General features: G+C 56.6%; 22 protein-coding genes and 1 tRNA gene. 17 read left to right on the top strand and 6 right to left on the bottom strand.

What is annotated here, in order from left to right:
* Positions 1–20 precede the first annotated feature (20 nt).
* Positions 21–764, top strand: a complete 744-nt coding sequence (dnaQ, locus tag LG383_RS14725; protein WP_225759481.1) for a DNA polymerase III subunit epsilon — start codon at positions 21–23, stop codon at positions 762–764.
* A 130-nt stretch (positions 765–894) separates the two neighbouring features.
* Positions 895–971, top strand: a tRNA-Asp gene (locus LG383_RS14720).
* Between the two features lie 101 nt (positions 972–1,072).
* Here LG383_RS14720 and LG383_RS14715 read toward each other — a convergent pair.
* Positions 1,073–1,843 (bottom strand): amidohydrolase, encoded by a 771-nt coding sequence (locus LG383_RS14715; protein WP_106996008.1) that lies wholly within the window; start codon positions 1,841–1,843, stop codon positions 1,073–1,075.
* A 109-nt stretch (positions 1,844–1,952) separates the two neighbouring features.
* Positions 1,953–4,397: an acyl-CoA dehydrogenase FadE gene (fadE, locus tag LG383_RS14710; protein ID WP_225759480.1), complete on the bottom strand. Its 2,445-nt coding sequence runs from the start codon at positions 4,395–4,397 to the stop codon at positions 1,953–1,955.
* Positions 4,398–4,635: 238 nt separating this feature from the next.
* Here fadE and lpcA point away from each other — a divergent pair, with 238 nt between their 5' ends.
* Together lpcA and LG383_RS14700 are read left to right on the top strand one after the other, a co-directional pair.
* Positions 4,636–5,214: a D-sedoheptulose 7-phosphate isomerase gene (gene lpcA / locus LG383_RS14705; RefSeq protein WP_059308682.1), complete on the top strand. Its 579-nt coding sequence runs from the start codon at positions 4,636–4,638 to the stop codon at positions 5,212–5,214.
* 45 nt (positions 5,215–5,259) lie between these two features.
* Positions 5,260–6,027, top strand: a complete 768-nt coding sequence (locus tag LG383_RS14700; RefSeq protein WP_166181648.1) for a class II glutamine amidotransferase — start codon at positions 5,260–5,262, stop codon at positions 6,025–6,027.
* Here the strand turns inward: LG383_RS14700 and dpaA are convergent.
* Entirely contained in the window at positions 5,998–6,738 is a 741-nt protein-coding gene (gene dpaA / locus LG383_RS14695; RefSeq protein WP_225759479.1) for a peptidoglycan meso-diaminopimelic acid protein amidase, read from the bottom strand. The two genes, LG383_RS14700 and dpaA, sit on opposite strands and share 30 nt — an antisense overlap.
* A 425-nt stretch (positions 6,739–7,163) precedes the next feature.
* Between dpaA and LG383_RS14690 the strand changes: the two genes are divergently transcribed.
* From LG383_RS14690 to nqrM, 7 genes are read left to right on the top strand one after another with little or no spacing between them, the layout of a single operon-like run.
* Positions 7,164–8,507 (top strand): Na(+)-translocating NADH-quinone reductase subunit A, encoded by a 1,344-nt coding sequence (locus tag LG383_RS14690; protein WP_225759478.1) that lies wholly within the window; start codon positions 7,164–7,166, stop codon positions 8,505–8,507.
* 3 nt (positions 8,508–8,510) lie between these two features.
* Positions 8,511–9,749: an NADH:ubiquinone reductase (Na(+)-transporting) subunit B gene (locus tag LG383_RS14685; protein ID WP_106996003.1), complete on the top strand. Its 1,239-nt coding sequence runs from the start codon at positions 8,511–8,513 to the stop codon at positions 9,747–9,749.
* Positions 9,742–10,536: a Na(+)-translocating NADH-quinone reductase subunit C gene (locus LG383_RS14680; protein WP_225759477.1), complete on the top strand. Its 795-nt coding sequence runs from the start codon at positions 9,742–9,744 to the stop codon at positions 10,534–10,536. The genes LG383_RS14685 and LG383_RS14680 overlap by 8 nt, the downstream gene beginning before the upstream one ends.
* Positions 10,529–11,167, top strand: a complete 639-nt coding sequence (locus LG383_RS14675; protein ID WP_225759476.1) for an NADH:ubiquinone reductase (Na(+)-transporting) subunit D — start codon at positions 10,529–10,531, stop codon at positions 11,165–11,167. The genes LG383_RS14680 and LG383_RS14675 overlap by 8 nt, the downstream gene beginning before the upstream one ends.
* A gap of 6 nt (positions 11,168–11,173) precedes the next feature.
* On the top strand, positions 11,174–11,770 hold the full coding sequence (gene nqrE, locus LG383_RS14670; RefSeq protein WP_106996000.1) for an NADH:ubiquinone reductase (Na(+)-transporting) subunit E: 597 nt from the start codon (positions 11,174–11,176) through the stop codon (positions 11,768–11,770).
* Positions 11,771–11,781: 11 nt separating this feature from the next.
* Complete coding sequence (gene nqrF, locus LG383_RS14665; protein ID WP_225759475.1) at positions 11,782–13,005, top strand: NADH:ubiquinone reductase (Na(+)-transporting) subunit F; 1,224 nt, start codon at positions 11,782–11,784, stop codon at positions 13,003–13,005.
* Positions 13,005–13,220 (top strand): (Na+)-NQR maturation NqrM, encoded by a 216-nt coding sequence (gene nqrM / locus LG383_RS14660; protein WP_166181652.1) that lies wholly within the window; start codon positions 13,005–13,007, stop codon positions 13,218–13,220. Before nqrF ends, nqrM begins: the two co-directional genes overlap by 1 nt.
* A 32-nt stretch (positions 13,221–13,252) precedes the next feature.
* Here nqrM and LG383_RS14655 read toward each other — a convergent pair whose 3' ends face one another.
* Positions 13,253–14,098, bottom strand: coding sequence for a glycerophosphodiester phosphodiesterase family protein (locus LG383_RS14655; protein ID WP_225759474.1), 846 nt, complete (start codon positions 14,096–14,098; stop codon positions 13,253–13,255).
* Between the two features lie 159 nt (positions 14,099–14,257).
* Here LG383_RS14655 and dinB point away from each other — a divergent pair, with 159 nt between their 5' ends.
* Complete coding sequence (gene dinB / locus LG383_RS14650) at positions 14,258–15,316, top strand: DNA polymerase IV (RefSeq protein ID WP_106996018.1); 1,059 nt, start codon at positions 14,258–14,260, stop codon at positions 15,314–15,316.
* Between the two features lie 78 nt (positions 15,317–15,394).
* On the opposite strand, the gene pepD is transcribed toward dinB, so the two are convergent.
* Positions 15,395–16,852: a cytosol nonspecific dipeptidase gene (gene pepD, locus LG383_RS14645; protein ID WP_106995996.1), complete on the bottom strand. Its 1,458-nt coding sequence runs from the start codon at positions 16,850–16,852 to the stop codon at positions 15,395–15,397.
* A gap of 260 nt (positions 16,853–17,112) precedes the next feature.
* Here pepD and gpt point away from each other — a divergent pair, with 260 nt between their 5' ends.
* From gpt to crl, 3 genes are all read left to right on the top strand, one after another.
* A complete protein-coding gene (gene gpt, locus LG383_RS14640; RefSeq protein ID WP_106995995.1) occupies positions 17,113–17,571 on the top strand; it encodes a xanthine phosphoribosyltransferase in 459 nt (152 codons plus the stop codon).
* Positions 17,572–17,670: 99 nt separating this feature from the next.
* Positions 17,671–18,915: an esterase FrsA gene (frsA, locus tag LG383_RS14635; protein ID WP_106995994.1), complete on the top strand. Its 1,245-nt coding sequence runs from the start codon at positions 17,671–17,673 to the stop codon at positions 18,913–18,915.
* 57 nt (positions 18,916–18,972) lie between these two features.
* Positions 18,973–19,374, top strand: a complete 402-nt coding sequence (crl, locus tag LG383_RS14630; protein WP_106995993.1) for a sigma factor-binding protein Crl — start codon at positions 18,973–18,975, stop codon at positions 19,372–19,374.
* A gap of 68 nt (positions 19,375–19,442) precedes the next feature.
* Here crl and phoE read toward each other — a convergent pair whose 3' ends face one another.
* Entirely contained in the window at positions 19,443–20,495 is a 1,053-nt protein-coding gene (gene phoE / locus LG383_RS14625; protein ID WP_225759473.1) for a phosphoporin PhoE, read from the bottom strand.
* Positions 20,496–20,799: 304 nt separating this feature from the next.
* Here phoE and proB point away from each other — a divergent pair, with 304 nt between their 5' ends.
* Positions 20,800–21,903: a glutamate 5-kinase gene (proB, locus tag LG383_RS14620; protein ID WP_032616689.1), complete on the top strand. Its 1,104-nt coding sequence runs from the start codon at positions 20,800–20,802 to the stop codon at positions 21,901–21,903.
* Positions 21,904–21,913: 10 nt separating this feature from the next.
* A complete protein-coding gene (proA, locus tag LG383_RS14615; RefSeq protein WP_225759472.1) occupies positions 21,914–23,167 on the top strand; it encodes a glutamate-5-semialdehyde dehydrogenase in 1,254 nt (417 codons plus the stop codon).
* Positions 23,168–23,194 lie beyond the last annotated feature (27 nt).

Below are 23,194 nucleotides of genomic sequence, written 5' to 3'. Positions count from 1 at the left end.
GAACAGAGCAGGTTTTCAGAATGAGTATTGCAGACACACATAATGCCGACAGGATCATCGTCCTCGATACCGAAACCACCGGTATGAACCAGATCGGTGCTCACTATGAAGGGCACAAGATTATCGAGATCGGTGCGGTAGAGGTGATCAACCGCCGTCTTACCGGCAATAACTTTCACGTTTACCTGAAGCCAGACCGGCTGGTGGACCCGGAAGCCTTTGGCGTTCACGGTATCGCAGATGAATTCTTGCTGGATAAACCCACCTTTGCCGACGTCGCCGATGAGTTCATCGACTACATCAAAGGCGGCGAGCTGGTCATTCATAACGCCTCGTTTGATATCGGCTTTATGGACTATGAATTCAGCAAGCTTAACCGCGGCCTGCCGAAGACCGATACCTTCTGTAAAGTCACCGACAGTCTGGCGATGGCGAGGAGGATGTTCCCCGGCAAGCGTAACAGCCTCGATGCGTTGTGCTCGCGCTATGAAATAGATAACAGCAAACGAACGCTGCACGGGGCATTACTCGATGCCCAAATCCTGGCCGATGTCTATCTGATCATGACGGGGGGCCAGACAGCGCTGGCCTTTAACGCCGAAAATGATTCCCAGCAGCAGTCCGGAGAGAACGAAATTCAGCGCATTGTTCGTCAGGCCAGCGCACTACGCGTCATTCTTGCCAGCGATGAAGAGTTACTGCAACATGAATCGCGCTTGGATCTGGTGCAGAAGAAGGGCGGTAGCTGCCTCTGGCGCAGTTAATTGCGACAGAAATGCTGGTAAAATAACCGTTTGGATCGTTTTTGCAGCAAACGATTCAAAAGCAGAGAAAAAGCATTGACGGGATCGGAGGCAAACCGTAATATCTGCCTCGTTCCCAAGGGAACACAGCGGAGCGGTAGTTCAGTCGGTTAGAATACCTGCCTGTCACGCAGGGGGTCGCGGGTTCGAGTCCCGTCCGTTCCGCCACTATTCAGAAGGCCTGAATCAGCAATGATTCAGGCCTTTCTCGTTTTATCAGCGCTGCAGATTTGGCCGGGCAACACGCTTTGATGCTACCCGGCAGATGTTTAGTTAATGCTAAACGGATCCGCATCCTGCCAGGCAGGAAACTTCTCCCGATAGTCTCTCAATGCCGTCAATGACAGCTCGGCGTCAATGCGTGTGGCATGATGCGGCTCTGCGGTGGCGATTATCTCCCCCTGCGGGTTTATCACCCGGCTGTCGCCGCGATAGTGATGCCCATTGCCGTCAGTACCCACCCGGTTGCAGCCCGCGACATAGGCCTGGTTCTCGATTGCCCGTGCGGTCAGCAGCGCCTGCCAGTGCAGCGAGCGCGGGGCAGGCCAGTTAGCGACATACAACGCCAGGTCATAATCGTTACGGTTACGCGACCATACCGGGAAGCGCAGGTCGTAACAGACTAACGGCAGAATGCGCCAGCCGCGCCACTCAAACACCAGCCGCTCATTACCCGCTTCATAATGCTGGTGCTCATCCGCCATGCGGAACAGGTGGCGCTTATCGTAGAAATGCACCTTGCCCTCGGGCTCAACCAGCAGAAAACGGTTAACCGGCCCACGTTCGGTCTGCAACGCGGCGCTCCCGGCGATTAATGCCTGAGTTTGCTGCGCTCTGGCCTGCATCCAGGCCACTACATCCTCCTGCGGCAGGGACTGTTTTGCCGCTTCCATGGCAAACCCGGTGGTGAACATTTCAGGCAGGATAATGATGTCGCGTCCGGCGATCCCCTCCAGCTGACGATCAAAATGGCGCAGGTTGGCGGGGCCATCCATCCACACCAGCGGTTGTTGCAAAAGCGTAATCTTCAAACCAGGCACAGTAAGACTCCTCGAAGAACCACATTTTGACACTGTAGCACGACAATCAGAGAAACGGGCGGCAATAAAAAACCCCGCACCAGGCGGGGTTGTTTAGCACTGCAATGGGTTATGCGGCTTCCGGTTTACGCACGATCTCTGTCAGCTTTACCGGCTGTGTTGCCAGCTCATCGGCATCGAAATCATCGACGTTAATACTGCGCAGACGGCTCTCTTCCGCTTTGATCAGCAGGGCAGCGTCGTCCTGACTGATGATGCCCCCGGCGAGGGCCTGTTTCGCCAGCTCATCCAGGCGGGTGAACGGCAGGTTTTTACCGAGCTGTTTGCAGATCTTCTGATGAATCGGATCGGCAGCCATCACATCCAGCAGCGCCTCTTCCAGCAGTCCCACCGGGTTATGCTCGCTCGGGGTCAGGTACTGACCGCGGCCGATACGGGAGCGGGTTGCGCTCGGCACCTGCAGGATCTTCGCCACTTTATGATCCAGCTTATCGGACGGCGCCAGATAGTGACGGCCGGTCGGGAAGATGACCACGCGCAGGGCACCGGCGACAATGCGGTTCGGGAAGTTCACCAGCAGATCGTCAATAGCCTGTTCAGCCTGATACAGCGCATCCTGCACACCCCAGTGCACCAGCGGCAGATCCGCTTCATGACGGCCTTCATCGTCGTAGCGTTTCAGTACCGCAGAGGCGAGGAAGATCTGGCTCAGCACATCACCCAGACGAGCGGAGATACGTTCCCGGCGCTTCAGACTACCGCCCAGCACCGCCATCGACACGTCGGAGAGCAGCGCAAGGTTGGCACTCAGACGGTTCAGATGCTGGTAGTAACGACGGGTAGCATCGCCGGTTGGCGTGGCGCTGGTCAGGCCGCGGGTCAGACCCAGCCAGAAGCTGCGCATTTGGTTACTGCCGACGTGGCCGATGTGTTTAAACAGCAGCTTGTCGAAAGCATCCACGTCATTGTTCTGTGCGGCCGCCATCTCTTCCAGTACGTATGGATGGCAGCGGATTGCGCCCTGACCGAAGATCATCATGCTGCGGGTCAGGATGTTGGCCCCTTCCACGGTAATGGCAATAGGTGCGCCCTGATAGCCGCGTGCCAGGAAGTTACCTTCGCCGAGCATAATGCCTTTCCCGCCAGCGATATCCATCGCGTCGATGATCGACTGCTGCGCACGGTGGGTACAGTGATATTTCACGATGGCGGACAGCACGGCTGGTTTTTCACCCAGCATAATGCCGTAGGTAATTAAGGAGGCAGCTGCATCCATTACGTAGGCGTTGCCTGCGATACGCGCCAGCGGCTCCTCAATCCCTTCCATTTTACCGATAGAGACTTTGAACTGACGGCGGATATGAGCGTAAGCACCAATCCCCATCGCCACCGATTTCAGACCGCCGGTTGAGTTCGACGGCAGGGTAATGCCGCGGCCAACAGACAGACATTCCACCAGCATACGCCAGCCCTGACCGGCCATTTTCGGGCCGCCGATGATGTAATCAATTGGGACAAAGATATCCTGACCGCGGGTCGGACCGTTCTGGAACGGCACGTTCAGCGGGAAGTGGCGACGACCAATTTCCACGCCCGGGGTAGAGGTAGGGATCAGCGCACAGGTAATGCCCAGATCCTCTTCACCGCCTAACAGCTTATTCGGATCGGAGAGTTTAAAGGCCAGCCCCAGCACGGTAGCGATTGGCGCCAGCGTAATGTAGCGTTTGTTCCAGGTCAGGCGCATACCCAGCACCTGTTCACCCTGCCAGTCGCCCATGCAGACCACACCGGTATCCGGGATGGCACCAGCATCGGAACCCGCTTCCGGGCTGGTCAGTGCGAAGCATGGGATTTCCAGACCGCGTGCCAGACGCGGCAGGTAGTGATCTTTCTGCTCTTCAGTACCGTAATGTTGCAGCAGTTCTCCCGGGCCTAAGGAGTTAGGCACGCCGACGGTGATCGCCAGGATCCCGGAGACGCCGGACAGTTTTTGCAGCACGCGAGCCTGAGCGTAAGCAGAGAACTCCAGCCCGCCGTACTCTTTCTTGATGATCATCGCGAAGAAGCGATGCTCTTTTAAAAATGCCCACAGTTCCGGTGGCAGATCGGCCATCTCATGGGTGATCTGGAAGTCGTTCGCCATCCGGCAGGCTTCTTCAACCGGACCATCAATGAACGCCTGCTCTTCCGCAGTAAGGCGCGGCTGAGGGTAGTTGTGCAGCTTTTTCCAGTCAGGATTGCCCTGGAACAGATCGCCTTCCCACCAGGTGGTGCCCGCATCGATAGCTTCTTTTTCGGTACGCGACATCGGCGGCATGACTTTGCGGAAGCCACGGAATACCGGAGCGGAAATCATCGACTTACGCATGGAAGGCATGTTGAACGGCACCAGCATGATCGCCACCGGCACCAGCACCCAGATATTCCAGATGCCAGCGACGCCGAGCGCAGCGGTCCAGGCCAGCAAGATGAGGCTGCTCAAAAGCAAGCTGACACGGTGATAGAACAACACCCCGATCAGCATAACGGATAAAAGAATACTTAAAATCATCATAAAGAAATGCTCCCTGTCTTGTAGGAGGTCTGACCACTTGTGATGATATGGTTGTAGTGGATGTTATTTCTTTTAGCAATGCATTCACAAAATAATTACAACCTGGTTCACATTGTTCATGTTTTACGCGGCACAAATAAGCAAAACGCCTGCCGATTCATGCGGCTTTAGCTTCTCGCTTTTACCGCTATCCGGTAAACTTGCTCTGTTATTTCATCAATACTGAAGGATTATCCTCATGTACCAGGATCTTATTCGTAACGAACTGAACGAAGCGGCGGAAACGCTGGCTAACTTTCTGAAAGATGAAGCCAATATTCACGCTATTCAGCGCGCGGCGGTCCTGCTGGCCGACAGCTTCAAAGAGGGCGGTAAAGTGCTCTCCTGCGGCAATGGCGGTTCACATTGTGATGCCATGCACTTTGCCGAGGAGCTGACCGGTCGTTATCGTGAAAACCGTCCGGGCTATCCGGCGATCGCCATCTCTGACGTCAGCCACATCTCCTGCGTGGGCAACGACTTCGGTTACGATCACATCTTCTCCCGCTATGTTGAAGCGGTGGGTCGTGAAGGGGATGTCCTGCTGGGGATTTCCACCTCCGGCAACTCCGGTAATGTGATCAAAGCGATTGAAGCGGCACGCGAGAAGGGGATGAAAGTCATTACCCTGACCGGCAAAGACGGCGGGAAAATGGCGGGTACGGCGGATATCGAAATTCGCGTGCCTCACTTCGGTTACGCTGACCGTATTCAGGAAATTCACATCAAAGTGATCCATATCCTGATTCAGTTAATCGAAAAAGAGATGGTTAAGTAAGACTTCGCTGGGGGCATATCGCCCCCACAGTTGTGGAGGTGATGTATGTGCGAACTGCTCGGGATGAGCGCCAATGTGCCGACCGATATCTGCTTCAGTTTTACCGGGCTGGTGCAGCGCGGTGGAGGAACCGGGCCGCATAAAGACGGCTGGGGTATCACCTTCTACGAAGGGAAAGGCTGTCGCACGTTCAAGGATCCACAACCCAGCTTTAACTCCCCGATTGCCAGACTGGTGCAGGATTATCCTATTAAATCCCGCTCGGTGGTGGCCCATATTCGCCAGGCCAACCGCGGCGAAGTCGCGCTGGAAAATACCCATCCGTTTACCCGCGAGCTGTGGGGTCGCAACTGGACCTACGCCCATAACGGCCAGCTGAGCGGCTATAAGTCACTGGAGACCGGCAACTTCCGTCCGGTGGGGGAAACCGACAGTGAAAAAGCCTTCTGCTGGCTGCTGCATAAGCTGACCGAGCGCTATCCACGCACCCCGAGCAACATGACCGCAGTGTTTAAATACATTGCGTCGCTGGCGTCCGAGCTACGTGAGAAGGGCGTGTTTAACATGCTGTTGTCTGACGGGCGCTACGTGATGGCGTTCTGCTCCACGAATCTGTTCTGGATCACCCGCCGGGCGCCGTTTGGCGTGGCAAAGCTGCTGGATCAGGATGTGGAAATCGACTTTCAGAAAGAGACCACACCGAACGATGTGGTCACTGTGATTGCAACGCAGCCGCTGACGGGCAACGAAGCCTGGCAAAAAATTATGCCAGGCGAGTGGATCTTATTTTGTCTCGGGGAGCGTGTAGTTTGACGCCAGCTGTGGCTGGACGACTTCGTGGCTCAGCGGCTTGCTGACCACGTAACGTCCATCCACTACCGAAACAGTCGGCGGCTTACGGGTCTGCTGGAAGTAGTCATAACCCGGTTTAAGCTGTTTCCAGAACTCCGCGTAGTAGGACGTTTTGTGACGCGCCATATTGGCATCGGTCATCCGGAACGGATAGATGCTCACCTGCACGGCAGACTGGCCAAACACCAGCGCACCGGTCACAAACTGGAAGATCTCATCAATCCCGCTGTCGGTCATGGCGTAGCAGCCAACGGAAACACATGCCCCGTGGATCATCAGGTATTTACCATCATAGCCATGCGCACGGTCATAGGCATTCGGAAAGCCGATGTTAATGGCTTTATAGAAGCGGCTGTCGGGTTTTAGCTGGCTACGCTGAACGCTGTAGAACCCCTCCGGGCTTTTAAAATCGCCCTGACGCTGTTTCGGGCCGAGGCCGCCGGAGTAGTTACAGATTTTATAGCTGTCGAGCAGCTGATACGTCTCACCCATCTTCACAAACAGGTCTAACGTACGCTCTTCCTTGAAGATCTGGATATAGACCGGAGAGCCCATCAACTGCTGCTTGTATTCTTTGCTCACTGGCGTCGTGGAGCTGTTGCTGCTGAGCAGCCCGGCAAACGAAACGCACGGAATAAGAAGCATCGCAATGAACAATGCGATTTTACGCATACTACATGTTCCTTGATAAAACATAACCAACTTGCCAGGACGGCAAAAGAGAGCCGAAATCAGATTTGTCTGTATCGGGCGTGCTCACATTAGCACCACTGCATTTTTTCGCAAGCGCCAGCTCGACGGTTTACAAAATAGTTTTCCCTTATAACCTGGATCGGTCGCGCTGGCATTGAGAACTTTGCGTAATCGGTCGCATTTTAGCACCTGCCGCTGCGTTATCTCTGCCTCCTGATAGGTGAAAATGGTACACTGCGCCCGTCTTATGACCGAAGGGTAAGAAAGGACGCTTTTTCAGGATCATCCGCGATCCTGCTGTTCACACAGGCGAGTTCTCGCCGCCTTTCTTTATCCTGTGCAACGACTTCTGACTCGTCCGCCCCCCTGGGCGGAACGGTTATTCATGGATATCAACTAACACTATGATCAGAATAAGAAAAGGACTTGATTTGCCGATTTCCGGCATTCCCGTACAGCAGATTTCGCCCTGTGCGGCTCCCCGCCATGTAGCGATCCTCGGGGACGATTACCTGGGGATGCGTCCCACCATGCTGGTGCAGGAGGGCGACAGCGTCATGAAGGGCCAGGCGCTTTTCGAGGATAAAAAAAATCCCGGCGTCCTCTTCACCGCACCCGCCAGCGGAACGGTAGTGGCCATTCATCGTGGCGAGCGTCGGGTACTGCAATCGGTGGTGATCCGGCTGGAGGGCGATCGGCAGCGCGAGTTTACCCGTCACGATACTGCTGACCTGCCCACGCTTTCACGCCAGTCGGTGCAGGCGCAACTGCTGGAATCAGGGCTGTGGACGGCGCTGCGTACCCGTCCATTCAGCAAAACCCCGGTGCCTGGCACCGTGCCTGCCGCCATTTTCGTCACCGCCATCGACACCAATCCGCTCAGCGCCGACCCGCAGCCGATTATCCTGGCCCAGCGTCAGGCATTTGACGCGGGGCTGACCCTCCTCACACGCCTGACGGACGGCAAAGTGCATGTCTGCCAGGCGGGCGGCGGCAAGCTGGGCGGGCACCCGCAGGGGAAAGTGACGTTCAACGCCTTCGCCGGGCCGCATCCGGCAGGGTTGCCAGGCACTCACATTCATTTCCTGGAGGCCGTCAGCCAGACCAAACAGGTCTGGCATCTGAACTACCAGGACGTGATCGCCATCGGCAAGCTGTTCACCACCGGAGAGCTTTGTACCGAGCGGGTTATCGCCCTCGGCGGCCCGCAGATGCGCAACCCGCGTCTGGTGCGCACCTGCCTGGGAGCAGACATCAATGATCTGCTGGCGGATGAAACCCTGGACGGCGAAAACCGTCATATTTCGGGTTCAGTCCTGAGCGGCAGGCATGCCACAGGCACCTACGCGTATCTCGGGCGCTTTCATCTCCAGGTCAGCGTGGTGAAAGAGGGGCGCGAGAAAGAGCTGTTCGGCTGGGTGATGCCCGGCAGAGAGAAGTTCTCCGTCACCCGCACCACACTCGGCCACTTCCTGCGCAACAAGCTGTTTAACTTCTCCACCGATACCAACGGCGGCGAGCGGGCGATGGTGCCCATTGGCAACTACGAGCGCGTAATGCCGCTCGACATCCTGCCGACCCTGCTGCTGCGCGATCTGCTGGCGGGGGATACCGACAGTGCCCAGGCGCTGGGCTGCCTCGAGCTGGATGAAGAAGATCTGGCCCTGTGCACCTACGTTTGCCCCGGTAAATACGAATACGGACCCGTATTGCGCGAGGTATTAACCCGCATTGAGCAGGAAGGATAACTGATGGGCCTGAAACATCTCATTGAGAAGCTGGAGCCGCACTTTACCCACGGCGGCAAGCTGGAAAAGTACTACCCGCTGTTTGAAGCGACCGCGACGCTGTTCTATACGCCTGGCCAGGTCACCAAAGGGGCCGCGCACGTGCGTGATGCCATCGACCTCAAGCGCATGATGATCCTCGTCTGGTTCGCGGTGTTCCCGGCGATGTTCTGGGGCATGTACAACGTCGGCCTGCAGACTATCCCGGCGCTGACGCATCTTTATGATGCCCAGCAGCTGCCGCAGATTATCGCGGGGGACTGGCACTACCGGGTGGCGCAGATGCTGGGGGTCAGCTTTACCCCTGATGCCGGTTGGATCAGCATGATGACCCTGGGGGCGGTCTATTTCCTGCCCATCTACCTGACGGTCTTCCTGGTCGGCGGCTTCTGGGAAGTGCTGTTCGCGATTATCCGTAAGCACGAGATCAACGAAGGCTTCTTTGTCACCTCCATTCTGTTTGCCCTGATTGTCCCGCCAACGCTGCCGCTGTGGCAGGCGGCGATGGGCATCAGCTTTGGCGTGGTGATGGCGAAGGAGATCTTCGGCGGTACCGGGCGTAACTTCCTCAACCCGGCCCTTGCCGGACGTGCGTTCCTGTTCTTTGCCTACCCGGCGCAAATCTCCGGCGATCTGGTCTGGACGGCGGCGGATGGTTTCTCCGGTGCGACGCCGCTGTCGCAGTGGGCCGCCCACGGCGGCGAGGCGCTGGTCAACAACGCCACCGGGCAACCGGTCAGCTGGTTCGATGCCTTTATCGGTACCATTCCGGGCTCGATAGGCGAAGTCTCCACGCTGATGATCCTGATTGGTGGTGCCATCATTCTGTTTGGCCGCGTCGCCTCCTGGCGCATCGTGGCTGGCGTCATGCTCGGCATGATCCTCACCGCAACGCTGTTTAATCTGATCGGCTCGACGACTAACCCGATGTTCGCCATGCCGTGGTACTGGCATCTGGTGCTGGGCGGTTTCGCCTTCGGCATGATGTTTATGGCCACCGACCCGGTGTCAGCCTCCTTTACCGATAAAGGCAAATGGTGGTACGGGGCGCTGATCGGTGTGATGTGTGTACTGATCCGCGTCGTGAACCCGGCCTACCCGGAAGGGATGATGCTGGCGATCCTGTTCGCCAACCTGTTTGCGCCGCTGTTCGATTACCTGGTAGTGCGGGCCAACATCAAACGGAGGAAGGCGCGTGGCTGAGATAAAAAATAATGACAGCATCGGCAAGACGCTGATGGTGGTCATCGTGTTGTGCCTGGTCTGCTCCATCGTGGTGGCGGGCTCTGCGGTAGGGCTTAAGTCCCGTCAGCAGGAACAACGCGCCCTCGATAAGCAACGTAACATTCTGGCGGTGGCCAGCCTGATGCAGGGCGAAATGAGCGCCGAAGATGTGGCGCAGACCTTTGCCGAACGCATCACCCCGCGTCTGGTGGATCTCAATACAGGCGAGCTGCTTGAGAGCGATCCGTCCAGCTACAACCAGGCGCAGGCGCTGAAAGATCCACAGCGCAGCACCGTGCTGGAGGCCAGTCAGGATCCGGCTGGCATCAAGCGTCGCAGCAACACGGCGGAGATCTACCTGGTGCGGGATGAGCAACAACGCGTCCAGGAGCTGGTTCTGCCGGTGTACGGCAACGGATTGTGGTCGATGATGTATGCCTTCGTCGCCCTCAATACTGATGGCCGCACGGTTAAAGGCATCACTTATTACGACCAGGGCGAAACCCCGGGGCTGGGTGGCGAAGTAGAGAATCCGGCCTGGCGGGCGCAGTTTGTCGGCAAAAAGGTGCTGGATGATAACGGTCAACCGGCGCTGAAAGTGATGAAAGGGGCCGCACGTCCGGGGGATGAGTACGCTGTCGATGGCCTCTCTGGTGCCACGCTGACCTCAAACGGCGTTCAGCACAGCTTTGATTTCTGGATGGGTGAGCTGGGCTTTGGACCCTTTCTTAAAAAGGTACGTGAAGGAGAGCTGAACAATGGCTGATGCGGGCGAACTGAAAGAAGTTAAACGGGTTCTTATCGGGCCGCTGATCGCCAACAACCCGATTACCCTGCAGGTCCTGGGGGTCTGTTCGGCGCTGGCGGTGACCACCAAAATGGAAACCGCGGTGGTGATGACCCTGGCGGTAACCCTGGTGACGGCGTTTTCCAGCATGTTCATCTCGATGATCCGCCACCACATCCCCAACAGCGTGCGCATCATCGTGCAGATGGCGATCATCGCCTCGCTGGTGATCGTGGTGGATCAGCTGCTGCGGGCCTTTGCCTACGAAACCTCAAAACAGCTGTCGGTGTTTGTCGGTCTTATTATCACCAACTGTATCGTAATGGGCCGGGCAGAAGCCTACGCCATGAAGATGCCGCCGCTGGCGAGCTTTATGGATGGCATCGGCAACGGTCTCGGCTACGGCGTGATCCTGCTGACGGTCGGTTTCCTGCGCGAGCTGATCGGCAGCGGCAAACTGTTTGGTATCACCGTGTTCGATACCGTGCAAAACGGCGGCTGGTATCTGCCGAACGGCCTGTTCCTGCTGGCCCCCAGCGCGTTCTTCATTATCGGTTTGCTGATCTGGGCGGTGAGAACCTGGCGCCCTGAGCAGCAGGAAAAGGAGTAACCGACAATGGCTCATTACCTGAGTTTGTTTGTGCGGGCGGTGTTTGTTGAAAACATGGCGCTCGCATTTTTCCTCGGCATGTGTACGTTCCTCGCCGTGTCCAAAAAGGTGTCGACCGCCTTCGGCCTGGGCGTTGCCGTTACGGTGGTGCTGGGGCTGTCGGTGCCGATCAACAACCTGGTCTTTAACCTGGTGCTGCGCGACAGCGCGCTGGTGGATGGCGTTGATCTGAGCTTCCTCAACTTCATCACCTTCATTGGGGTGATCGCGGCGCTGGTGCAAATCCTCGAGATGATCCTCGATAAATACTTCCCGTCACTCTACACCGCGCTGGGCATCTTCCTGCCGCTGATTGCCGTGAACTGCGCCATTTTCGGCGGCGTGTCGTTCATGGTGCAACGTGATTACAACTTTAGCGAGTCGGTGGTCTACGGCTTCGGCTCCGGCATTGGCTGGATGCTGGCTATCGTGACGATGGCGGGCCTGCGTGAAAAAATGAAGTATGCCAACGTGCCGGCCGGGTTGCGCGGCTTAGGGATCACCTTTATCACCACCGGTCTGATGGCGCTGGGCTTTATGTCCTTCTCCGGTGTGCAGCTGTAAGGGCAAACTGTATGGAAATTATTCTTGGCGTGGTGATGTTTACGCTGATCGTGCTGGTGCTCTCGGGGCTGATCCTGGTGGCGCGGTCAAAGCTGGTGAACTCCGGCGATGTGATCATCGAGATTAACGATGAGGCGGATAAGCAGATCCGCACCCCTGCGGGTGACAAGCTGCTGAACACGCTCTCCGGCAATGGCATTTTTATCTCTTCTGCCTGCGGCGGCGGTGGCTCCTGCGGGCAATGCCGGGTCACGGTCAAAGAGGGTGGCGGCGATATACTGCCGACCGAACTGTCGCACATCAGCAAGCGTGAGGCGAAAGAGGGCTGTCGTCTGGCCTGCCAGGTGGCGGTACGTCAGAACATGAAGATTGAACTGCCGGAAGAGATTTTCGGCGTGAAAAAGTGGCAGTGTGAGGTTATCTCCAATGATAACAAAGCCACCTTCATTAAAGAGCTGAAGCTGCGGGTACCCGATGGCGAAGACGTGCCGTTCCGCGCGGGTGGCTACATTCAGATCGAATGCCCGGAGCACACCGTCGCCTATAAAGACTTTGACGTGCCGGACGAGTACCGCGGCGACTGGGATAAATTCAACCTGTTCCGCTTTGTCTCTGAGGTTAAGGAGCCGACGCTGCGCGCCTACTCCATGGCCAACTACCCGGACGAGAAGGGCATCATCATGCTCAACGTGCGTATCGCCACGCCGCCGCCAGGCGTACCGGATGCACCGCCGGGGATCATGTCATCCTATATCTGGTCGCTGAGAGCGGGCGATAAGGTAACTATCTCCGGTCCGTTTGGTGAGTTCTTTGCCAAAGAGACCGATGCCGAAATGGTATTCATCGGCGGGGGGGCCGGGATGGCGCCGATGCGCTCGCACATCTTTGACCAGCTTAAGCGTCTGGGTAGCCAGCGTAAGATCAGCTTCTGGTACGGCGCCCGCTCGCTGCGGGAGATGTTCTATCAGGAGGAGTTTGAACAGCTGGCGCGGGATAACCCAAACTTCAGCTTCCACATTGCGCTGTCCGATCCGCTGCCGGAAGATAACTGGACCGGCTACACCGGGTTCATTCATAACGTGTTGTATGAAAACTACCTCAAACACCACGCTGCTCCGGAAGACTGCGAGTTCTACATGTGCGGGCCGCCAATGATGAACGCCGCGGTGATCAAAATGCTGCAGGATCTCGGCGTGGAAGATGAGAACATCATGCTGGATGATTTTGGAGGCTGATGATGGTGACCTTCCTGCTGACCTTCGCGATCTTTGTGCTGGTGATATTTGGCATGTCGCTCGGCTGGCTGATTAAGCGTAAAAGCATTCAGGGCAGCTGCGGCGGCATCTCTTCGCTGGGGATGGAGAAAGTCTGCGACTGCCCGGAGCCGTGCGACGCGCGTAAAAAGCGCATGGAACGCGAAGCACAGCGCCAGCAAAACCGAATTCTCTGAACGAAACAGGCCGCAACAGCGGCCTGTTTTTTTTACTTAACCCACGCTCTGGCCTGGGCCGGAGAATCCACCATCACCCCATCGGCCCCCAACGTTTGGGCTTTCTGATAATCCTCAGCGGAGTTAACACCAAGCAGGATCACATGGGCATTCCCCTGTGAGCGGAAACAGTCCATCGCCTCCTTATCCCATGTCAGGGTAGCCGGGGAGATACCATCCCCCAGTGTGAATTTCTCCACCACTTCCACCTTGCGATTCAGCTCCAGCCCGTACCAGTACGCATCCATTTTCTTTGCCGGGGTCTGGCAAACGTGGTTCAGGGAGATATTCGCCAGCCGGGTGCGGGTTTCACTCCGGGTGACAAAGCGCGACACCTCTGCAGGCAGGGCATCCAGATAGCGATCCTCTGTGGAATAGACGCGAACACGCGCCAGGCTGTTGGTCTCTTTCAGCACGCCAAGCAGCTGTTTGCCCATCTCAGCCGGATCGGCATCGGGGGATTTAATATCGATGTAAAAGTGGACGTCAGGCCAGCGTTCCAGTACCGCTTTCAGGGTCGGAATGGTGGTTCCGGCGACCTTTTCTTTCCATTTTGCACCGGCATCAAAGGTCGCCAGCTCGGCCTGGGTGTACTGAGAGACGTTGCCCTTTGCTGCGGTTAACGCGCTGAGATCGCTCGGGCGATACAAAACGGGCACGCCGTCACGGCTGAGCTGCACGGTGACCCAGATCGCCTGAGCGCGGTTTTCCAGCGCAAGCTGGATGGCCGGAAGCGTATTCTCCGGCGCATCGGCGGTTCCTCCGCGGTGAGCGATAATTTGTGGGCTGGCCCAGGCGGAGGTCGTTAGCAGAAGTGAAGCGATAATCATCTTTTTCATGAATAATTTTCCATTTTAAATCATGTAATTCAATGAGTTGTAAATGCCCAATGGCTTATCCTTGTACCACGGTTTAATGACAGAAGTGCGACAGTAAATCTGCTGACGCATTTTTTGCACTTTGTTATACTGTGCATAATTACAGGTGTGGTGAAGATGATGCGCAAAATAATCCATGTCGATATGGACTGTTTTTTTGCTGCGGTGGAAATGCGGGATAATCCGGCGCTACGGGATATCCCCATTGCCATTGGCGGCAGCCGTGTGCAGCGCGGAGTAATCAGTACCGCGAACTACCCGGCACGTAAATTTGGCGTGCGCAGCGCCATGCCGACCGCGATGGCGTTAAAACTCTGCCCGCACCTCACCTTGTTACCAGGCCGTTTCGAGGCCTACAAAGAAGCGTCCCACCATATTCGTGAGATCTTCTCCCGCTACACTTCCCTGATCGAACCCCTGTCGCTGGACGAAGCCTATCTGGATGTCACCGACAGCCTTCACTGTCACGGCTCCGCCACGTTGATGGCCCAGGAGATCCGTCAGACGATTTTTGATGAACTGCAGCTCACCGCCTCGGCGGGCGTCGCGCCGGTTAAATTTCTCGCCAAAATCGCCTCGGATCTCAATAAGCCCAACGGCCAGTATGTGATCACCCCTGACGAAGTGCCGGCGTTTATCAAAACGCTGCCGCTGGGCAAGATCCCCGGCGTAGGGAAAGTCTCTGCGGCAAAGCTGGAGAACATGGGGCTGCGCACCTGTGAAGATGTGCAGAACAGCGATCTGGGGATGCTGTTAAAGCGCTTCGGTAAGTTTGGCCGGGTGCTGTGGGAGCGGAGCCAGGGCATTGATGAGCGCAATGTTAACAGCGAGCGACTGCGTAAATCGGTGGGGGTGGAACGCACCCTGGCGGAGGATATTCACGACTGGGCAGACTGCGAAGCCATTATCGTCGGGCAGCTCTATCCTGAGCTGGAGCGGCGGCTGGCGAAGGTCAAACCGGATCTGCTGATTGCCCGCCAGGGGGTGAAACTCAAGTTCAACGATTTTCAGCAAACCACCCAGGAACACGTCTGGCCGCGGCTGAACAAAGAGGATTTGATTGCCACCGCGAAAAAAACCTGGGAAGAGCGTCGGGCAGGGCGGGGAGTACGGCTGGTGGGGTTGCATGTCACGCTGCTGGATCCGCAGCTGGAGCGGCAGCTGGTACTGGGGCTGTAAAAAAGCCCGGTGGCGCTGACGCTTACCGGGCCTGGGTCTTTCTCCCTCTCCCTGTGGGAGAGGGCTGGGGTGAGGGGATTACTTCGCCGGGATCGCTTTCAGCAGTTCGGTCAGCAGGGTCCAGTAATGGCCCACGCTTTCGATATGCACCTGCTCATCCGGAGAGTGAGGACCGGTAATAGTTGGCCCGATGGAAACCATATCCATATCCGGGTACGGTTTCTTGAACAGACCGCACTCCAGACCCGCGTGGATCACCTGAATGTTCGGCGTGCTGTTGAACAGACGCTGATAGGTTTCGCGCACCAGCGCCATCACCGGTGAACTCGCATCTGGCTGCCAGCCCGGGTAGCTGCCCTTGGCGACGGTTTGCGCGCCAGACAGTTTGCCCAGAGATTCCAGCATGCTCACCACGTACTCTTTCCCGCTGTCGATCAGGGAGCGGATCAGGCAGATAATCTCTGCGCTGTCGTCAGCCATGGTCACCACGCCGACGTTCAGGGAGGTTTCTACCACGCCTTTCGCCACGTCAGAGTTGCGGATCACGCCGTTTGGCGTAGCGTTCAGCAACTGAACAAAGCGGTCGCGGGACTGTTCAGTCAGCGCGGCTTTATCCGTCGTAACTGCTTCCAGCACCACGGTCAGGTTCTTCTCTTTCGCTTCCAGCTCGTTTTTCAGGATATCCAGATAGACGGTGGAGAGCTTTTTCAACGCATCGGCTTTGTCTGCGGCAACGGCCACGGTGGCAAAGGCTTCACGCGGGATCGCGTTACGCAGCGTACCGCCGTTGAAATCCACCAGACGCAGATCCAGCTCGGCAGCATGACCGGCCAGGAAGCGGGCCAGCAGCTTGTTGGCATTGCCTAACCCTAAGTGAATGTCACCGCCGGAGTGGCCGCCTTTCAGCCCTTTCAGCGTCAGCTTGAAGGTCTGGAAGCCTGTCGGGATCGCTTCACGAGTCAGCGGCAGGGTGGAGATAAAGTCGATACCGCCCGCGCAACCCATGTAGATTTCGCCTTCCTCTTCGGAATCGGTATTGATCAGGATATCCGCCTGCAGCCAATTCGCCTGCAGACCAAAGGCGCCATCCATCCCGGCTTCTTCGGTCATGGTCAGCAGCACTTCCAGCGGACCATGCTCAACGCGATCGTCTGCCAGTACCGCCAGCGCAGAGGCCATACCGATACCGTTATCGGCACCCAGAGTGGTGCCGCGGGCTTTGATCCACTCGCCGTCGATGTACGGCTGAATCGGATCTTTGGTGAAATCGTGAACGGTGTCGTTGTTCTTCTGTGGAACCATGTCCAGGTGCGCCTGGAGCACAACCGGTTTACGGTTTTCCATCCCGGCGGTGGCAGGTTTACGGATCAGAATGTTGCCAACCTGGTCGCGTTCGGCGTGCAGCCCTTTTTCCTTCGCCCAGCCCATGATGTGTTCGGCAAGCTGTTCTTCGTGATAAGACGGGTGAGGAATGGAGCAGATTTTGGCAAAAATATCCCACAGCGGTTGTGGCGATAACTGAGACAGTTCAGACACAGTAAGTCTCCTTGTCGATGGCCTGCAGACAATGTTGCAGGTCACGGGGTTAGCAGGTTTAGAGTTACCACAAGTCAGACTTGCGAGGTGGGTTCGAGAATACCACTTTCTCTGTCGGCTGGTAGGGGTTAGCAAGTAAAAACTCCGGGCCGGGCCGCTTAGCACTGGTTTTTAGTGCTTCAGATCTCTATAATCTCGCGCAACCATTTTCCCCCTCGAACACTTTTTAAGCCGTATATAAACAGGCTGGGACAATTCACATGAGCGAAAAATACATCGTCACCTGGGACATGTTGCAGATTCATGCACGTAAACTGGCTGCACGCCTGATGCCATCTGAGCAGTGGAAAGGCATCATCGCGGTTAGCCGCGGTGGCCTGGTACCGGGGGCATTGCTGGCACGTGAGCTGGGTATTCGCCATGTCGATACCGTGTGCATCTCCAGCTACGACCACGACAACCAGCGTGAGCTGAAAGTGCTGAAACGCGCTGAAGGCGATGGTGAAGGTTTCATCGTGATTGACGATCTGGTTGATACCGGCGGTACAGCAGTCGCTATTCGCGAAATGTATCCAAAAGCCCATTTCGTTACCATCTTCGCTAAGCCAGCCGGTCAGCCGCTGGTTGACGATTATGTGATTGATATCCCGCAGGATACCTGGATCGAACAGCCATGGGATATGGGCGTAGTATTCGTCCCACCTATTTCAGGCCGCTAATCCATACATTTTTAACGCCCGGTGATGCCGGGCGTTATTTTTTTTGCCCTTGTCGCGTTACAATGATGCCCTCTGACGTATCTTAAGAGGCAGCGCGCAATGTCCCAGGCGAATCTCAGCGAAATTCTCTTCAAGCCCAAATTCAAACACCCGGAAACCTCGACGCTGGTTCGTCGCTTCAACAGTGGCGTACAACCGTCAGTGCAATCGGCGCTGGATGGCAAAAACATCCCGCACTGGTATCGCATGGTTAACCGTCTGATGTGGATCTGGCGCGGCATCGATCCTCGTGAAATTCTGGATGTGCAGGCGCGTATCGTGATGAGTCAGGCCGAACGTACCGACGACGATCTGTACGACACGGTGGTGGGCTATCGCGGTGGCAACTGGATCTACGAATGGGCAACCCAGGCGATGATCTGGCAGCAAAAGGCGAGCCAGGAAGAGGACCCCTTGCTAAGCGGCAAGCACTGGCTGCATGCCTGTAATCTCTACAGCATTGCGGCTTACCCGCACCTGAAAGGCGACGAACTGGCCGAGCAGGCGCAGGCGCTGGCGAACCGCGCCTACCAGGAAGCGGCCCAGCATCTGCCGGGTCAGATGCGCGAACTCACCTTTACCATCCCTGGCGGCCCGGCGGTGACCGGCTTCCTGCATCTGCCCGCAGGCGACGGCCCCTTCCCGACGGTGATGATGTGCGGCGGCCTCGACTCGTTGCAAACCGATTACTACAGCCTGTATGAGCGCTACTTAGCCCCGAAAGGGCTGGCGATGCTGACTCTCGACATGCCGTCAATCGGCTTCTCGTCCAAGTGGAAACTGACCCAGGATTCCAGCTTGCTCCACCAGCATGCCCTCAAGGCGCTGGAGCAGAATCCGTGGGTGGATCATACCCGGGTGGCGGCGTTTGGCTTCCGCTTTGGCGCTAACGTCGCCGTGCGTCTGGCCTATCTGGAATCCTCACGCCTGAAAGCGGTGGCCTGTCTGGGGCCGGTGGTGCATGCGCTGTTAAGCGAACCTGCGCGGCAGGGCAGCGTGCCGGAAATGTACCTCGACGTGCTGGCCAGTAGCCTCGGCATGCACGATGCCTCCGACGAGGCGCTGCGCGTGGAACTCAATCGCTACTCCCTGAAAACCCAGGGCTTACTGGGCCGTCGTTGTCCGACGCCGATGCTCTCTGGCTTCTGGAAAAACGATCCCTTCAGCCCGGAAGAGGAGTCCCGCTTAATCACCTCGTCATCTGTCGATGGCAAGCTGCTGGAGGTGCCGTTCAATCCTGTGTATCAGAATTTTGACAAGGCACTGCAACAGATAGCGCGCTGGATCCATCAGAGATTGAGTTAAGAGATTGCTAATTTTTGGTGTTTTGGTACAACAGTGGCTTCATAAAAGGAGATCGCAATGACGTTACCGAGTGGACATCCCAAAAGTAGAATGATCAAGAAGTTTATGGCTCTTGGCCCCTACATCCGCGAAGAGCAGTGCGAAGAGAATCGCTTTTTTTTCGACTGTCTGGCCGTTTGCGTTAACGTAAAGCCATCGCCGGAAAAGCGCGAATTCTGGGGATGGTGGATGGAAATGGAAGCCGAAGCGTCACGCTTCACCTATAACTACCAGTTTGGCCTGTTCGATAAAGACGGTCACTGGCAGGCGACGGCGATTAAGGATCCTGAAGTGGTTCAGCGCCTGGAGCACACCCTGCGTGAATTCCATGAGAAAGCCCGCGCGCTGCTGGCGACGTTCGATCTGAAACTCGAGCCTGCGGATGATTTCACCAACGAACCGGTGAAGCTGACCGCTTAACGTCCGGCGTAAAAAGCAGACAATAAAAAAACCCGGCCATCCAGCGCCGGGTTTTTTATTTCGCTCAATCAGAACTGGTAGGTCATGCCCAGGGCAACGATATCATCGCTGCTCACGCCCAGTTTATTGTCGTCATCAATCTGGTTGATTTTATAATCAACAAACGCGGACATATTTTTGTTGAAATAGTAGGTCGCGCCGACGTCGATATATTTCACGATATCTTCATCACCGATGCCTTCAATATCCTTGCCTTTAGACTGGACATAACCCAGGGAAGGGCGCAGACCAAAGTCAAATTGATATTGTGCAACCGCTTCGAAGTTCTGTGCTTTATTGGCGAAGCCACCGGAGATTGGCGTCATATTGCGCGTTTCGGTATACATGGTCGCCAGGTAAATGTTGTTGGCGTCATATTTCAGACCGGTGCCCCAGGCTTCGGCTTTTTCACCTTCACCACGTGCCAGCAGGTTCTGGGCATTGGTGCGGTCAGAGTTGGTGTAGGCGCCGCTGATGGCGAAGTCGCTGCCGCCGAAATCATAGGTCAGCGCCGTACCGAAACCGTCACCGTTCTGTTTCTTCGCTTCACGGCCTTCGTTTTTACCCTGATATTGCAGGGTCAGGTCCAGACCATCAATGGCACCGAAGAAGTCGGTATTACGGTAGGTAGCCAGGCCGCTGGCGCGTTTGGTCATGAAGTTGTCGGTCTGCGCGGAGGAGTCGCCGCCGAATTCCGGGAACATATCGGTCCAGGCTTCGACGTCGTACAGGGCGCCGAGGTTACGACCGTAGTCGAATGAACCGAAGTCTTTCAGCTTGATACCGGCGAAGGCCAGACGGGTTTTCTGTGTCGCGTCGCTTTCGGCTTTATTGCCGGAGAATTCAGCTTCCCAACGGCCATAACCGGTCAGCTGTTCGTTAATCTGGGTTTCGCCTTTAAAGCCAAAACGCACATAAGTCTGGTCACCATCTTTGGCATCATCATCGCTGAGATAATGCATGGCTTTTACTTTACCGTACACGTCCAGTTTATTGCCGTTTTTATTAAATACTTCGGCTGCCTGTACAAATGAAGTTGCTACAACGCCCATGACCACTAATGCCAGAGTACTCTTTTTCATTTTCAATCCTGGTTTCTTATAAACGCGCTAATATTCGCTGAACAGTCAGCTCAAGCTTATGTTCCGTGAAAAAACAGGAAGGGTTTTAACGTTCTGAAATGAACGTTTTATGACAAATACAGAATAAGTTTAAAAAAGCGTATTTTTTTATTTCAGTAATAAAAGTGTCAACGTTTGCCGCTACGCTTCCTGGTCCCGCGCAACAAAGTACCAGCCTGCGTGTTATGGCGGTTGGCAACGAGCCCCAGTCCTGATAAAAAGTCTGATTGATATCATTTTCCTTATTGTTAAACGGCAGAGAATCATGAGTGACAGCCAGACGCTGGTGGTAAAACTCGGCACCAGTGTATTAACAGGCGGATCGCGCCGCCTTAATCGCGCCCACATTGTCGAACTGGTGCGCCAGTGCGCACAGCTGCATGCCGCAGGGCACCGTATTGTGATTGTGACCTCCGGGGCGATTGCCGCCGGGCGTGAACATCTGGGCTACCCCGAACTCCCGGCCACCATTGCCTCCAAGCAGCTGCTGGCTGCCGTCGGACAAAGCCGACTGATTCAACTCTGGGAACAGCTGTTCTCTATCTATGGTATCCACGTCGGGCAGATGCTGCTGACCCGCGCCGATATGGAAGACCGCGAGCGTTTCCTCAATGCCCGCGATACCCTGCGCGCGCTGCTGGATAACAACATCGTGCCGGTCATTAACGAGAACGACGCGGTCGCCACCGCCGAAATTAAGGTTGGCGACAACGATAACCTCTCGGCGCTGGCCGCCATTCTGGCAGGTGCGGATAAGCTGCTGCTGCTCACCGATCAACAGGGGCTGTTCACCGCTGACCCACGCACCAACCCGCAGGCCGAGCTGATCACCGATGTGAAAGGCATCGACGATGCGCTGCGTGCCATTGCGGGCGACAGCGTCTCTGGCCTTGGCACCGGCGGGATGGGCACCAAACTGCAGGCTGCCGACGTGGCGTGCCGGGCGGGTATCGACACCATCATCGCCGCCGGCAGCCGTCCGGGCGTGATTGGCGATGTGATGGAAGGCATTTCGGTTGGAACCCGTTTCCACGCCGAAGCCACCCCGCTGGAAAACCGCAAACGCTGGATTTTCGGCGCGCCGCCTGCCGGGGAGATTACCGTTGATGAAGGTGCTACTGCCGCGATTCTGGAACGAGGCAGCTCATTGCTTCCAAAAGGAATTAAAAACGTGACAGGCAACTTCTCCCGTGGTGAAGTGATCCGTATCTGTAATCTGGAAGGGCGCGACATTGCCCACGGCGTGTGCCGCTACAATAGCGACGCGCTGCGCCGTATTGCAGGCCACCATTCACAGCAGATCGATGCCATTCTCGGCTATGAGTATGGCCCGGTTGCTGTCCATCGCGACGATATGATCACCCGTTAAGGAGCAGGACATGCTGGAACAAATGGGCGCCGCTGCCAAAGCCGCCTCGTACAAACTGGCGCTCCTTTCCAGCCGCGAGAAAAACCGCGTGCTGGAAAAAATCGCAGAGTATCTGGAATCACAATCCGCAGAGATTTTACGTGCCAACGAACAGGATTTAGCCGAAGCGCGCGACAACGGCCTGAGCGAGGCGATGCTCGATCGCCTGGCCTTAAACCCCGTGCGCCTGAAAAGCATTGCCGACGATGTGCGTCAGGTATGCAGCCTGGCCGATCCGGTTGGGCAGGTGATTGACGGCGGGCTGCTGGACAGCGGTCTGCGCATTGAACGTCGCCGCGTGCCGCTCGGCGTAATTGGCGTGATCTACGAAGCACGACCTAACGTCACCCTTGATGTCGCTTCTCTGTGCCTGAAAACCGGCAACGCTGCCATTCTGCGCGGCGGGAAAGAGACCTGGCGTACCAACGCTGCCACGGTAAAAGTGATCCAGCAGGCGCTGGAAGAGTGCGGCCTGCCCGCCGGTGCGGTACAGGCGATTGAAAGCCCGGATCGTGCCCTGGTCAACGAGATGCTGCGGATGGACAAATACATCGACATGCTGATCCCGCGTGGCGGGGCAGGGCTGCACAAGCTGTGCCGCGAGCAGTCGACCATCCCGGTGATCACCGGCGGTATCGGCGTATGCCATATTTTTGTCGATGAGAGTGCTGAGATCGAACCGGCCCTGAAGATCATCGTCAACGCCAAAACCCAGCGTCCGAGCACCTGTAACACGGTGGAGACGCTGCTGGTGCATCAGCATATCGCCGAACGTTTCCTGCCTGCATTGAGCCAGCAGATGGCGCAGAGCGGCGTCACCCTGCACGCCGATGCCAGTGCGCTGACGCTGCTGAAAGCGGGCCCGGCGAAGGTTGAGGAAGTGAAAGCAGAGCAGTATGACGACGAGTTTTTGTCGCTGGACCTGAACGTGAAAGTGGTTGCCGATCTGGACGACGCCATCGCCCACATTCGCGCCCACGGCACTCAGCACTCGGACGCGATCCTTACCCGTACCCTGAGCAACGCCAACCGCTTTGTGAACGAAGTGGACTCGTCTGCCGTGTACGTCAACGCCTCCACCCGCTTTACCGACGGCGGCCAGTTTGGCCTCGGCGCCGAAGTGGCGGTCAGCACCCAGAAGCTGCACGCGCGCGGCCCGATGGGGCTGGAAGCCTTAACCACCTACAAGTGGGTCGGCTTCGGCGACGATACCATTCGGGCGTAATCCCCGTGCGGGCGGCAACTGCTGCCC

Source organism: Leclercia sp. Marseille-Q4284 (assembly GCF_916618945.1).
Lineage (GTDB): Bacteria > Pseudomonadota > Gammaproteobacteria > Enterobacterales > Enterobacteriaceae > Enterobacter > Enterobacter tamurae.
Note: the sequence above shows the minus strand (reverse complement) of the source record. Positions and strands in the feature narration are given on the sequence as shown.

Coding starts and splice junctions, on each gene's coding strand:
- dnaQ (WP_225759481.1), top strand. CDS start 21: ATGAGTATTGCAGACACACATAATGCCGACAGGATCATCGTCCTCGAT.
- fadE (WP_225759480.1), bottom strand. CDS start 4,397: ATGATGATTTTAAGTATTCTTTTATCCGTTATGCTGATCGGGGTGTTG.
- lpcA (WP_059308682.1), top strand. CDS start 4,636: ATGTACCAGGATCTTATTCGTAACGAACTGAACGAAGCGGCGGAAACG.
- LG383_RS14700 (WP_166181648.1), top strand. CDS start 5,260: ATGTGCGAACTGCTCGGGATGAGCGCCAATGTGCCGACCGATATCTGC.
- dpaA (WP_225759479.1), bottom strand. CDS start 6,738: ATGCGTAAAATCGCATTGTTCATTGCGATGCTTCTTATTCCGTGCGTT.
- LG383_RS14690 (WP_225759478.1), top strand. CDS start 7,164: ATGATCAGAATAAGAAAAGGACTTGATTTGCCGATTTCCGGCATTCCC.
- LG383_RS14685 (WP_106996003.1), top strand. CDS start 8,511: ATGGGCCTGAAACATCTCATTGAGAAGCTGGAGCCGCACTTTACCCAC.
- LG383_RS14675 (WP_225759476.1), top strand. CDS start 10,529: ATGGCTGATGCGGGCGAACTGAAAGAAGTTAAACGGGTTCTTATCGGG.
- nqrE (WP_106996000.1), top strand. CDS start 11,174: ATGGCTCATTACCTGAGTTTGTTTGTGCGGGCGGTGTTTGTTGAAAAC.
- nqrF (WP_225759475.1), top strand. CDS start 11,782: ATGGAAATTATTCTTGGCGTGGTGATGTTTACGCTGATCGTGCTGGTG.
- nqrM (WP_166181652.1), top strand. CDS start 13,005: ATGATGGTGACCTTCCTGCTGACCTTCGCGATCTTTGTGCTGGTGATA.
- LG383_RS14655 (WP_225759474.1), bottom strand. CDS start 14,098: ATGAAAAAGATGATTATCGCTTCACTTCTGCTAACGACCTCCGCCTGG.
- dinB (WP_106996018.1), top strand. CDS start 14,258: ATGCGCAAAATAATCCATGTCGATATGGACTGTTTTTTTGCTGCGGTG.
- gpt (WP_106995995.1), top strand. CDS start 17,113: ATGAGCGAAAAATACATCGTCACCTGGGACATGTTGCAGATTCATGCA.
- frsA (WP_106995994.1), top strand. CDS start 17,671: ATGTCCCAGGCGAATCTCAGCGAAATTCTCTTCAAGCCCAAATTCAAA.
- crl (WP_106995993.1), top strand. CDS start 18,973: ATGACGTTACCGAGTGGACATCCCAAAAGTAGAATGATCAAGAAGTTT.
- phoE (WP_225759473.1), bottom strand. CDS start 20,495: ATGAAAAAGAGTACTCTGGCATTAGTGGTCATGGGCGTTGTAGCAACT.
- proB (WP_032616689.1), top strand. CDS start 20,800: ATGAGTGACAGCCAGACGCTGGTGGTAAAACTCGGCACCAGTGTATTA.
- proA (WP_225759472.1), top strand. CDS start 21,914: ATGCTGGAACAAATGGGCGCCGCTGCCAAAGCCGCCTCGTACAAACTG.